The sequence below is a fragment of the Colwellia sp. E2M01 genome (assembly GCF_018860585.1).
Classification (GTDB): Bacteria; Pseudomonadota; Gammaproteobacteria; order Enterobacterales; family Alteromonadaceae; genus Colwellia.
On sequence record NZ_JAHKPR010000089.1, the window covers coordinates 1 to 12,445 of the forward strand.

General features: G+C 34.9%; 10 protein-coding genes. 3 read left to right on the forward strand and 7 right to left on the reverse strand.

The annotated features are described in order from the left end of the window. The first annotated feature begins 237 nt into the window (after positions 1 to 237). Both KO502_RS16765 and KO502_RS16770 read left to right on the forward strand, forming a co-directional pair. On the forward strand, positions 238 to 1,479 hold the full coding sequence (locus KO502_RS16765) for a tyrosine-type recombinase/integrase (protein ID WP_216023725.1): 1,242 nt from the start codon (positions 238 to 240) through the stop codon (positions 1,477 to 1,479). 105 nt (positions 1,480 to 1,584) lie between these two features. Further along, positions 1,585 to 2,409: a tRNA (adenine(22)-N(1))-methyltransferase TrmK gene (locus KO502_RS16770; protein WP_252730826.1), complete on the forward strand. Its 825-nt coding sequence runs from the start codon at positions 1,585 to 1,587 to the stop codon at positions 2,407 to 2,409. A gap of 13 nt (positions 2,410 to 2,422) precedes the next feature. Here KO502_RS16770 and KO502_RS16775 read toward each other — a convergent pair whose 3' ends face one another. From KO502_RS16775 to KO502_RS16795, 5 genes are all read right to left on the reverse strand, one after another. After that, the gene (locus KO502_RS16775) at positions 2,423 to 2,827 is read right to left on the reverse strand and encodes a hypothetical protein (protein ID WP_216023726.1); all 405 of its coding nucleotides are present in this window, start codon (positions 2,825 to 2,827) and stop codon (positions 2,423 to 2,425) included. Positions 2,828 to 2,862: 35 nt separating this feature from the next. After that, positions 2,863 to 5,166, reverse strand: a complete 2,304-nt coding sequence (locus KO502_RS16780) for a UvrD-helicase domain-containing protein (RefSeq protein ID WP_216023727.1) — start codon at positions 5,164 to 5,166, stop codon at positions 2,863 to 2,865. Between the two features lie 319 nt (positions 5,167 to 5,485). Then, on the reverse strand, positions 5,486 to 5,926 hold the full coding sequence (locus tag KO502_RS16785; protein ID WP_252730827.1) for a regulatory protein RecX: 441 nt from the start codon (positions 5,924 to 5,926) through the stop codon (positions 5,486 to 5,488). Positions 5,927 to 6,060: 134 nt separating this feature from the next. Beyond that, positions 6,061 to 6,879 (reverse strand): M90 family metallopeptidase, encoded by an 819-nt coding sequence (locus KO502_RS16790; RefSeq protein ID WP_216023728.1) that lies wholly within the window; start codon positions 6,877 to 6,879, stop codon positions 6,061 to 6,063. A 184-nt stretch (positions 6,880 to 7,063) separates the two neighbouring features. Beyond that, positions 7,064 to 7,948: a GyrI-like domain-containing protein gene (locus tag KO502_RS16795; RefSeq protein WP_216023729.1), complete on the reverse strand. Its 885-nt coding sequence runs from the start codon at positions 7,946 to 7,948 to the stop codon at positions 7,064 to 7,066. A gap of 109 nt (positions 7,949 to 8,057) precedes the next feature. On the opposite strand from KO502_RS16795, the gene KO502_RS16800 reads away from it, so the two are divergent. Further along, entirely contained in the window at positions 8,058 to 9,212 is a 1,155-nt protein-coding gene (locus tag KO502_RS16800) for a PLP-dependent aminotransferase family protein (RefSeq protein WP_216023730.1), read from the forward strand. 32 nt (positions 9,213 to 9,244) lie between these two features. Here KO502_RS16800 and KO502_RS16805 read toward each other — a convergent pair whose 3' ends face one another. After that, on the reverse strand, positions 9,245 to 10,426 hold the full coding sequence (locus KO502_RS16805) for a tetratricopeptide repeat protein (RefSeq protein ID WP_216023731.1): 1,182 nt from the start codon (positions 10,424 to 10,426) through the stop codon (positions 9,245 to 9,247). A gap of 420 nt (positions 10,427 to 10,846) precedes the next feature. Continuing rightward, positions 10,847 to 12,322, reverse strand: a complete 1,476-nt coding sequence (locus KO502_RS16810) for a DUF3943 domain-containing protein (protein ID WP_216023732.1) — start codon at positions 12,320 to 12,322, stop codon at positions 10,847 to 10,849. Positions 12,323 to 12,445 lie beyond the last annotated feature (123 nt).

A 12,445-nucleotide genomic window follows, 5' to 3' on the forward strand; every position in this document is an offset into this window, starting at 1 on the left:
TATGTCCGATACTCTTCAGTATTGGACATAGTGAGTGTGATGATTTAAACTGTGTTTGTTCGCCTAATCATACTGTTATTTTAAAATTAAGACGTAAAATAAATCCTTATGTTTATAGCTTTAAATGTCGTCACTTAAACTTATGATAATTAGGTAAAGTTTATTTATCGTTGTTAATTATTAGCAATGATTTTGTATTTACCATATCAATTAGATAATACATGGATAATTTACTCAATGCCGTTAACTAAACCTGTTCCTTTATATCCAACTTATATAGATCTTTGTGAATTCGACTTTGAAGATTATCCAGAGTTAGAAAAAATATTTTCAGCTAACGAGCCTTGGTGGCGTGAACAATTTAATTGGGGAAAATTATTTCTTGATTACATTGGTAGAAATAAGTCGGCTCATACTTATGAACGTTTTAGAAATGACGTTGAACGGTTTCTGTTATGGTCATTCATCGTTAAACAAAAACCTATTGATCAGTTACGTAAATCTGACTTTCTTGAATACGCTGACTTTTGTTGGCAACCACCAGTTACTTGGATTGGCACATCTAATCAGGAACGTTTTAAAGTTAGCAACGGTTATTCTGCAGCTAATGAACATTGGTTTCCATTTAAGATCCAAGCACCTAAAAGTGTAAAAGCTGATTTTGTTATTGATAAGAAAAAATATCGACCATCTCAACAAACACTCACATCAATGTTTACCGCCATTATCGCTTTTTATAATCACTTAATGGCTGAAGATATTTGTATTGGTAACCCCGCACAAATTGCTAAAAAAGATTGTCGCCATTTTATTATTGATTCACAGGTTAAAGAAATTAAACGTTTAACCGCTAATCAATGGCAATATGTTTTAGATACCGCTGTTGAAATGGCAGATGAAAACCCGATGTTTGAGCGTAATTTATTCGTTATTGCCGCCCTTAAAACCTTATTTTTAAGAATATCTGAGCTATCAGAACGTGAAACTTGGTCACCGACCATGGGACATTTTTGGCAAGATGATGATGAAAACTGGTGGCTTAAAGTGTTCGGAAAAAGCCGTAAGTTACGTGATATTACCGTACCAATCGACTTTTTACCATTTTTAGAGCGTTATCGTGCATCTCGCGGTTTATTAGGTTTACCTTCAAGTAATGAAAATTCAGTACTGGTTGAAAAAGTGCGTGGTCAAGGTGGCATGACATCAAGACATTTACGTAGAATTGTTCAAAGTGTGTTCGATCAAGCTTATGAAAATATGCGAATTTCTGAAGGTCCAAATAAAGCATTAAAACTTAAAGAAGCGTCTGCCCATTGGCTTAGACACACTGGCGCAAGTATGGAAATTGAACGTGGGCGCCCTCTTAAAGATATTTCTGAAGATCTTGGTCATGCAAGTATGGCAACCACAGATACCGTTTATGTACAAAGTGAAAACAAAAAACGTGCAGAGAGTGGTAAAAGACGTAAAGTTGATTAGAATTTTACTCTATTAAATCATCTGATAATCACTAAAAATACTTATGATTAGGTGTTAAGTGCCCTGCTTATTTAGCTTTTAAGTATCTACTAATATGAGAACATTTTGAAATTAAGTAAACGATTACAACAAATTGAACAATTAGTACATGCTAGCTTTAGAGCAGAAATCAACAGTTATCAGCACATCTGGGATTGTTGTTGTGATCATGGTTTACTTGGCTTTTCTTTATTATCCCATCAAGTAAAACTTAATGCTTCATCAAGTTCAAAAAGTGATTTTATTAGTCATAGTAAAGTTCACTTTGTTGATATTGTGCCTGCACTTATGGACAATATTAACGATAAACTGCATCGTTTTTACGATACATTGAAAAGCGATAATTTTGATCATACCCAAAATATAAATCCTTATTGGCAAACACATTGTATTGATGTTGCACAGCTTCCGTTGCATGATTATGAGGGTAAGCACTTAGTAATTATTGCCGGTGTTGGTGGCGATTTAATGATTAAATTTATTGAACAATTAAATAGAAAATATAGCAATAAATACAATCAGTTAAATCTTGATTACTTACTTTGTCCGGTACATCACCAGTACCCATTGCGTGAGAAATTAATCGAACTTAATTTTAGTTTAAACGATGAAGTACTTATTGAAGACAACCAGCGTTTTTATGAAATACTGTACGTTTCTTCTGCATCTCAGTTAATAAAAAATCCCACTAGAATTAACCCTGTGGGTGATAAGTTATGGCTTTCAACGTCCACGCAGCAAACTGAAATAGCACAAAAATATCGGCAAAAAACACTTAATCATTACTCACGTATTCAACAGGGTTTACAACATGGTAAGCAAGAAAATAACGATCATGATATTAACCGTATACAAAACATTATCGACGCTTATAGTGGCATAACTCTATAACTTATGTACAAAACTATTGCTGATGAACTAACCCCGTTTTTGGGCTCTCAATGCCGTGACAGATATAATCAGGATTCGGACGTTTCTTTTTCGCTAATTGATGAAAATGTTCAAAGCCAACTGAAAAAGCAAACGGATTAGCATTATAATCGGCGTAGGATTGATCATTACCATTCGCAGCTTCGCGAATACCTGCCGCAAAGGAGCTTAAAAAATCATCTCGATTATTCAGTAAAATTGTGACTTCATCGCCCTGCTTCTCAACTAATTCTAACGCGCCTAAATCAATATATTTATCAACGACAGCGGCGTTAAAGTAACCTGTGTATTGCTCTGTTTCAACATCATAATAAACAGCCGCGCTATCACTCGCTTCCATAAGCGATACAAATAATTCTCTTACTTTTTTAGAAATCACAATTTATTCCTCTTCTTTTATCATGACTGCTTAATTTAGGTGATTGATAAATAAAGTTTATTTCTTAATTCATCAAACTCGTTCGACATTAGCTGTAAACCGTAACTCGGCGCTAATAATTCTTCAACAAAGGCTGAAGGCTTGTTAGGATCTGCAATTAGGTAGGCTTTATGCTTAGCTCTAGTTAACGCAACATAAAATAATCGTCGTTCTTCTGAATGTTTAAAACCATCGCGGCTTGGCAATAATGCCTCTAATATATGATCGTCTTTATTAATACTCGGAAATCCTGTACTGCCATGAAAAAGACCAACAATGATACAGAAATCTGCTTCTAAGCCTTTAGCACTGTGGAATGTCCAGTAGTGAATGTTATGTTTATTTTGCTGTTTAGTACCATTATTAACCATAGGATCTAGTACTGTTTTTGCATTAGCAAGTAGATAACGGTAACGTGCTAAAATGGCAATATTAGCCGTTGGGTCATGAGCAATAATGCGTTTAACAATTTGCCAAACGCGCATACCTATATTGTCAAAATCACTGCCAGTTAAAAACACCTGTGATTGTGCAACCTTATGATGGCTATCTATATTTTTAGTATATTGTTCAGGGTTTTTCATAATAAATTGCCCTGCAGTGTCAGCTATACTGTTGTTATATCTAAAGGTTTTTTGCAGTGTTGTTAAACTATGGCTACCTAAATATTTTTCAAATTGGGTAATTAATAAAAGTTGCCCTCCAGAAAAACGATAGATTGATTGCCAGTCATCACCTACAACGGTGAGTTTAGGATTTGGCCCTTGATTAATTATTTCATTTAACAAGTGCATACGCGCCGATGAAATATCTTGAAATTCATCAACTAGAATATCGCTCCATAACGGTATAAAACTTCCACTTTTAACGTGCGAACAAGCGTTATGAACCATGTCGTCGAAATCAATTGTATCTTGCTTTTTTAACTCCATAACATAATCTTGTGCCATAACATTGAGAAATTCAGCTAGCTCGCTAATGTTAATTTTACTTAAATATTCGCCCTTGCTACTCTCTTTTATTCTATCTGTTAGTCTGCTTTCAATTTCTGTTTTGTTAATCTTTTCAATAAGTATCGCTTGTAAATATTTAACATAGCTTTTACTCATTTCCGTTAAAAGCCCTGACGTTCTTAGGATGATAAGTACTTGGCCAACAAAGTTGATAGCAAGACCATCCTTTTGTACTAATTGCTCTATTTCAGATATTTTCGCTTTATAATTACTATGTTTATTTAACGAAAAAGATGCAATAACTTGATGTGCTAACAAGATAAAAAATTGCATTTTTATTGTGTTTTCACCTTGCTCAGTTAAATAAGTAACCAGCCAATCAGCAAGCCATTGTGTTAATTTACTTGAATCAAGCGCTAATTCAGATACGCGAGTATTGTCATTTACTGCATTAAGTATTTGTAAACCAAGTGCATGAAAAGTCAGTACTTGCGGTGAGTCATAACGTAAACCCAATGCCGATTTTCTTTTTTCAATACGCTCTTTAAGTTCATTCGCGGCGGCATTATTGTAGGCAAGAATTAGCACCTTGTGTGCTGGTACTTTGTTATGAATAATTAAATGCAACGCTTTAGCAACCATCACTGAGGTTTTACCTGTACCGGCTGCTGCTAAAATAAGGTTTTTGTCATTATTTCTAATTACGGCGAGGCGTTGCTCTTGTGTCAGTGGATTTGATTCTATGTCATCAAAAAAGTCACTATATTTTTGCAAAACTTTTTTTTCATAGGATTGTCGATAGCTTTTAACATCAGTAATGGCAGGCATTCTTGAAATTACATCAATTTTAGATAACTGTTGTTTAGTTAAAATACCTTGCCAAACCGTTTTCGATTTACGGTAATTTTCCAGAAAAGGCGTAATAGATTGCTGCAATGAAATAACAGAAGAGTCACGTAAATATTGAGAAATAGCCTCTTTATGAAAAGCATCGGCATGTTGCTCTATATTTTTACTAATAGCCGCATATAGTGGTTTTTTCGCCTCATTATCGAATAAGTTAACGCTATGTTTGTTAATACCCCATATTTTAGATGTTTTACTTTTATGAGAGCCGTTCAATGTGGGTTCTGACGTTGTTAGTGCGGTGTCGGTGCGGCTGCGAATAACAAGGCTTTTGCTCAACGCTGCAGCTTCAATCGTTGGAAAGTCAGTTAACTGATTGATAGAGTACTGTTTCGCATTGTTATCAATATCCACCAAGCTGATGCCCGTTGCAGATATAGTGATGCTTTTAGCTTTACCAAACCATTTTCCCCAAAAATTGCGATGTAAAATAGTCGACATATTAACTGTGATCTTGTGTAAGTGTTTTGCTGCTTTGTGATAATTTACTGTTTTGTAATAAGTAATATGGCTTCATCAAAAATTCATGTTGTTATTTACAGTTTGTAGTTATTTAAAATACCATACTTTTTAATCTGTATAAATAAACAGTTACCCTGTTAATTAATATATACCCGTTACCATTCAATATGCATGTTTCAGAGCGCTTGAGCGATTTCAATTCAAGGCACTGTGATGAAGGAATGGTTATTCCCACTGAAATCGAGCACTTTGAATGGTAATGGGTATAATAACCTAAGCTTTACTTAAAATAGCTAAATCAATAATCTTCGGTTGAATAGCCGACAACTTTATTAGCGATAGCATAAGAAAAGCCTTTAGATATAAGATGTCGTAAAGCTTTTTGTTTCAGTTTGATATCTTCTATTGGCGCTTCACCAAATTTCCGTATTTTGAGTATTAAGGCTTTATCAAAATAATCATCATCAGTGGTTTCAATCGTAGCTATACATTCATTAATTACTTGCGAAGAGAAACCTTTAGTGAATAGCTTTTCTTTAATTTTATTTACACCAATATTTTTTTCAGACAAGCTTTGCGTTAGACGTTGCGCATAACGGCTATCATCAACTATGCCGTGCTCAATTAAATAGCTTAATGCCGGTTCATTAAATTGAGTATCATCTTTAAATAATACATTGGCTTTTTGCAGTAAAGCTTTCGCTGAATAGTCGCCATATCTCTCTATGAGCCAAATCATATAAGACTTTACTCGATCATAAGATATTACCTGCGGTTTTGGGTTTTTCTTTCGGTTATACATCATTTAAAACGTTATTACTCTTTAGATAGTTATTTACAGCGGTTTTAACTTTTACTCTAACTTAAACCTTATTACCAATGAATAGGATCAACTTTATAATAGCCTGTTAATTGTTGGTAAAGCTCAGGATGCTCTTTGGCAAACTGCTCTGACTTTTCAAAAAAGACTTCACTTACCACCGCAAAAAATTCTGCCGGATTAGTTGCTCCATAATAATCAAACAGTGATGGTATATTGGCAGCCGCTTGTCTTTGCAGTAATTTAAATTGCTTTGAAAAGGTATCAGACCAAGATTGATAGTTTTGTTCTTTACCTAAAGTTGGAGCGCCATTTGCTCGGCCATTTTCTTGATCGAGTTGATGCGCAAACTCATGAATAACCACATTGTGTCCATCATGCGGTAACTCAGCACCATGAACGCTATCTTGCCATGATAAGACCACTTTACCAAAATCCCATGACTCTCCAGATAAATTAATTCTTTTAGTTTGTTGAGTACCATCAACAGCTTGTTGGTTTTGTACTTTAGTAAAAGCACCAGGATAAATTAAAATAGTTTTTAATTTAGGGTAATAATTGGTTTTTCGATTCAACAGCAATAAACAGGCTTGCGCAGCAATGGTAATCTTAATCTCATCGGTTATCTCAACACCATTACAACCAACAAACTCTTTTTCAGCAATAAATACTTGAATATGTTGCTTTAATTGTAACTGAAGATCTGTTGGCATCTGTTTAAAATAAGGCATACGCTTTTGAATTATTTTTCGCCATTCCTTTTTAAACGGTAACTTTTTAATGTTGTTGCGTTTATGCTCAAGTAAATATGGCTTACTCATTAAATAAATAATGATACTCAAACCAATAACAATAGGAAGTAATACAATCATGGCAAGGCCTTAGGTTGGTGTCATTAAAATAACTAAATGTTCTGGGGAGGTATAGTTAAGTAAGTCTGTAAGCTAAGATCTTGGTACTAACGCTGCATTATTCAAGGGAGTTAAGTGTATCATTTACTTTTTGAGAGTTAATTTATAAAGTGAAACTACTAATTAACTCTTAAACTAAAATAACCTAATTAAACAAGGTTATAGGTAAACAAAATTCTAATTCAAATTGCTCATTTTCAGCTAAAAACTGATTTTTTCTGTAATGAACATAGGCTGGTGTTGATAACATTTTATAGCCTGATTTAGGTAACCAATGCTCTAAAATATTATTCAATTGCGGTAATAATTCACCATATTTACCTTGTAGTTTAAACACTGCATGTAATCCTCCTGGTATAGTCATACTGTTCACCACACCACGGCATAAAATAGGTGAATCAATAGCAATACATGCCACATAACGACATTGTTTCAAATCTACCCAAGCAGGGTTTGAATGATGCACACCAAATTGTTGTGAATAATCGCGTCCTTGTAAAATAGCCCAAGTAGTTAACGTTTGCCATGCATTAGCGATTGAGCGTCCGTAACCTTGATGCCTTACATACGCGACATGACGTTTGGGTAATTTTATTATGTTGCATTTAGGTACCGGCATATTATGCAAACGTTCGTAACAAGCAGCAATTTCTTTGTCATCTAAAAAAGGTTTATTTTTGTGCTGACGCTCACTAATTCGCCATTGGCCTGGAGATCTATCAAACATAGATTTAAAAGCGCGACTAAATGACGATACTGATGAAAAACCCGATTTAGCGGCAATGTCTAACACTGAAGATTGGGTATCAAACATTAATTGATTTGCCGCAAATTCCATGCGAGCACGTCGAATATAATGATGCACTGCCTCACCAACAACCGACTTAAATAATCGATGAAAATGTTGCTCTGAATAGGCAGCAATACCAGCTAGCTCTTTAGCTAATAACTCTTTACTAATATCTTGATGAATATAATAGAGCACATCATTAATTCGTGAAATTTGTTGGCTAGTATGAATATCAGGCATAAAACACCTTAAAAAGCATAAATGGACAGTTACAACAGCATAAACGGACAAGAAAGACATTACAAGTTAACGTAGTCTTGCAGCATCAAAAAATGAGTGACGTATTATCATGAAATTAGCTAAATCTTTACAAGAAATTCAACCCTCTTATATCCGTGAGATATTAGATGCCGCCAGTGCGCCAGGAGTTATCTCCTTAGCTGGAGGTTTACCTGATGCGGCAACGTTTCCGTTACCATTAATGGCTAAGTCGTTAACTGATTTACCTAATAGAACCCAGTTATTTCAATATGGAAATACTGCGGGTTATACGCCACTGCTTGAACATTTTAGAACGTATTATCAGTTACCAGCATCACACGACAGTATTATTTGTACGGGCTCGCAACAAGGTTTAGATCTGATCGCTCGCTCATTTATTAATCCGGGTGATAATATTGTTATGGAGGCGCCAAGTTATTTAGGTGCTATTCAGGTATTTGGTCTTGTTCAAGCCAACATTGAAAGTATTTCACAACGTGCCGATGGCCCTGATTTAGAACAATTAGAAGCGTGTTTTGCAACAAAAGATATTACCCTATTTTATGCCGTTCCTGACTTTCATAACCCAACAGGTGTTTGTTGGTCTTTACAGGTTCGTCAAAAAGTTGCGCAACTATGTCAACAATACAATGTTGCTTTTATTGAAGATGTTCCTTATCGCGAATTAAGATTTAAAGGCGAGTTCTTACCTTTAGTATCAAGTTTTTGCCCTGATAATTCTTTGGTATTACGCTCATTTTCTAAAATTGCCACACCAGGTATAAGACTTGGTTTAGTAACAGGTAGAAGTGATTGGGTTGCGCCATTAAATAAAGTAAAACAAGCAGCAGATCTGCATTCTAGTATACCAATGCAAGCAGTGTTATTAGACTTATTACAACATGATGGTTTTGAGCAACATCTTGAAGTGTTACGTGGTTTATACAGTGAAAGGTATCAAGCACTACTTGATAATATTGCTTTAAAGCTTCCGGCCGCTTGTACGTTAAACCCGGTAAATGGTGGAATGTTTATTTGGTTGTCTTTACCAGATTGCGATGTAGACGCATTAGCACAAACAGCACTTGAACACGGCGTTGCGGTTGTACCTAGCTCAGTGTTTTATCAACAACGTGAAAACGTTAAACCAGCATTACGTTTAAACTTTACCAATGCCAATGCCGAGCAACTAAGCGAAGCTATTGACCGCTTAACTAAAGTGATAAATATTCACTGTAAGTAATTTAAATACCTGTTAGTTAACATTAACTATAACTAATAGGTATTAATAAGATTTAGTTTAGCTATATATTGTTTTTTTGTTTTTTTCACCTGGGTAACCCCAACCGCTTTTTTCATAGCATGTTTAGCTAAAGTTAATTCGCCTTGTCGATAGTATGCTTTTGCTAAACCAAAGTAGAATTCGTGCTGTTCTCCATCAATTTCAAGTGCTTTTTTGTAGTACAGAACAGCTTTTTTATATGATTTCTCTAATAATGCTTTTGCCCCCAATGATGCGTGGTAATAAGGATTTACTACTCGCAATTTATAAATATATTCTTCGATTGGCTGTGCCTCTTCAAATCGGCTTTGTTCATTAAGTAATAAAGCTAAATTACTTAATGCATTAAGATTGTTATGTTGTAAATTAATTGCCTTAATATACGCGTATTCCGCAGTGTCTAAATGTCCTGACAATTTATATAAAATAGCCAAATTTCCCCACGCAGATGAAAAGGTAACATCTGCGATAGTCGCTTCTTTAAAATACTTATAAGCTCTAGAGGTACTATTATTTACTAATGCTTCTGCTCCTTTATTATTATAAAACATGGCTAAAAGTCGGCTTTTATTAATGGTATGCTCAGGAAATTGCTTTTTGGCAATAAAAGGATCAAAGTCTATTTGAGTTGCAGCCTCTCGATACATAGTTTTGTTTTTGGTTCTACTTTTAGGTGTATTATCATCTTCTATTAACAGGTTTACATGTCCAGCAATATAATTATATTGACCATTTTGTATCCAGTATTCTGGTACATCAACTTCCCTAAACTTAACCTTCATACCAGCCGCTTTGGCAAGTGCGTAAGCCATAAGTGTTAGTGACATACAATTCGCTCTTTTTTTCTGATAAGCCTGGGAAGCGGTTAAGTTAGCGTTTCCATCGTAAGTTAATGCGATATTTTCCTCATTAAATAGGTGTTCAAGTAAAATAAGTGACTTTTCTTCGGCTGGTAAACTTCTAATTAATTTAGTACTAACCATATGACGCATTTCATCATTTAATGCAAAGATTTCCTGCTCATTTTCTATAGCGATAACGTCTGCGCTATAAAACTGATTATCTAAGTATAAGTTTTGGTTATGAGGAGTTTTTGCTAACACTAGAGTCTGGTAATTTTGACAGGCGCTAAATAAGGGCAAACAAATGATAAGGATGTATAACTTAATATTCATCACCACTCCAAAGGCTATTTATAAACCAGTTAATTTAATAAGTTAAAAATATTTAATTCCGCATTTAATTCCGCATTGTAGTGCTGCGGTCATGAGAAAGTTACTAACAAATATTTGGTATACTTTCAGCCTATGATAAATAACTATATATCGCCAATAAGTTAAAACAACATTCATATTTGATTACAATTTAAACAACCTGTAGCTATTATTGGTAAGTTAGTGCCTTAGTATTAGCAGAAATAATTAATAATCTGCTAAAGACTACCTCGCTGGTTATCTTGATGGCTATAGATTGAGTATAGATAAAGTAAATAGTAAGGGAGAAATAGCGTTCCTGTATAACGCTATTTCTAGGATATTTAGCTGCTTATAAAGAATATAGGCGGATTTTATTATAGTGTAGATCGAGTCGTGAAATTAATTTCTTTGACCTTTTCCTAAAAAGTAGATTAAGCGTAATGTTGCGTTATTATCAGACGCCTCAACATTAGGACTGTAATACGAACGGCCATCTAATTGTAGGGCAAAGTTATTAGTTATTTTATAATGTAAACCAGCTCCTGCATTGACTTGAAATTTAGCGCTCTCATCTTCTTTTTTCCAAAGCACATCACCAAAACCAGCAGTTAAGTAAGGTCTAAAATCGCCCTCACTATTAAAATAGTATTGGCTGTCTAAGCTGAAAGTTTCATAAGTTTCTTCTTTGTTATTTGCTTCGTTTAAAAACAAACCTTTAGAATAACTTACTCTGCTAGAAAATTGAGGTGAGAAATATAAACCTAAGCTATATTCTTTGGTAATTCCCCCTTCTACTCCCCATAAACTATCAAGTTGAGTAGTACCTGCGCCATAACTTAAACCGATAATACCCGTGTCAACAGGATCGGATTTACGATAAGCACTTTTAGTTGCACTAGCAGAAGATAGGGTGTTACCGTCACCTAATTGAAATGATACGTTTAAACTAACTTGATTATCTGTTTGCCCTTCATCACCATACGGTATTTCTTTAACACCAACGTAACCAGTACCGGCAATAATAATTTGTTTACCAAAAATATTATTAATTCCCGCACTCATGTAATCAACAGGATCGAGGAAAAATAATGCGGTATTACCCAGCATGCTGGATCCCCAAATTTCTCCGCCACTCTCTCTTAACGACATTTCAGTATTAAATGCCCATTCACCATAAGCCCAACCTAGTACAGGAGTGATCACTAAATCTTGCACTGAAGGTATTTCAGCAAAAGATTCAATACCGTATTCCCAATAGAAAGTAGACATTAAGGCAGAATAAACAAATGAATCCCATTGTCTATAACCTGATTTACGCGCTACCTGATAATACGCGCCACCAAAATAAGGATGACCAATGAGGTTGAGCATTCCTGTATCACGATCCCAAACGGGACCATCTTGTACGTTATCAGACCATTTACTAAAAAGGCTTTCTTCAGAATCCCAATTAGAGATATCTTCAGGTAATAACGCGATCATACCTATAACACCAAAACCATAACCAAAAACCGCTTTAGTTTGCGACCAAAGTCTGGCTTGGTTTTCACCATTTTCAGCTGAAAATAATGATACTTGATAAGGTGAATCATAGAAGCTTGGGGTTATCGTTACATTTTCCCAACGAGTATTGGTGGCATGCTCTCGATAAATATCATCAAGGTTTTCAGCATTTACGGCCGGCGTTAATGTAACCGACGTTTGCTTTGTTGCTGTTCCATCTGTTGATGTAGCAATAGAATCTGTAGTTTCAGCAATGGCCTGATTTGACAATAAAGTAGGTAATAAAAATATTGTCGACAATGATACCGCTAAGGCAATACGCTTCGATGTGTAACTTTGTTTAAAGTTTTTATTAAATTGCAGTTTAATCATGTCCACTTATTCTGTGCTGAAAACCGCACAAATCCTTAATTATTATAATTCACTTGGCTATATGCCATAAATTAACGGCCATTAACAGTTAACTTTTTAATACGATAAAACGAAAAGCCCGTT

What these genes read in the sequence shown, in the direction of transcription:
- KO502_RS16765 (WP_216023725.1), top strand. Translation starts at nt 238, where the DNA reads ATGCCGTTAACTAAACCTGTTCCTTTATATCCAACTTATATAGATCTT.
- KO502_RS16785 (WP_252730827.1), bottom strand. Translation starts at nt 5,926, where the DNA reads ATGATTTGGCTCATAGAGAGATATGGCGACTATTCAGCGAAAGCTTTA.
- KO502_RS16780 (WP_216023727.1), bottom strand. Translation starts at nt 5,166, where the DNA reads ATGTCGACTATTTTACATCGCAATTTTTGGGGAAAATGGTTTGGTAAA.
- KO502_RS16795 (WP_216023729.1), bottom strand. Translation starts at nt 7,948, where the DNA reads ATGCCTGATATTCATACTAGCCAACAAATTTCACGAATTAATGATGTG.
- KO502_RS16810 (WP_216023732.1), bottom strand. Translation starts at nt 12,322, where the DNA reads ATGATTAAACTGCAATTTAATAAAAACTTTAAACAAAGTTACACATCG.
- KO502_RS16790 (WP_216023728.1), bottom strand. Translation starts at nt 6,879, where the DNA reads ATGATTGTATTACTTCCTATTGTTATTGGTTTGAGTATCATTATTTAT.
- KO502_RS16805 (WP_216023731.1), bottom strand. Translation starts at nt 10,426, where the DNA reads ATGAATATTAAGTTATACATCCTTATCATTTGTTTGCCCTTATTTAGC.
- KO502_RS16800 (WP_216023730.1), top strand. Translation starts at nt 8,058, where the DNA reads ATGAAATTAGCTAAATCTTTACAAGAAATTCAACCCTCTTATATCCGT.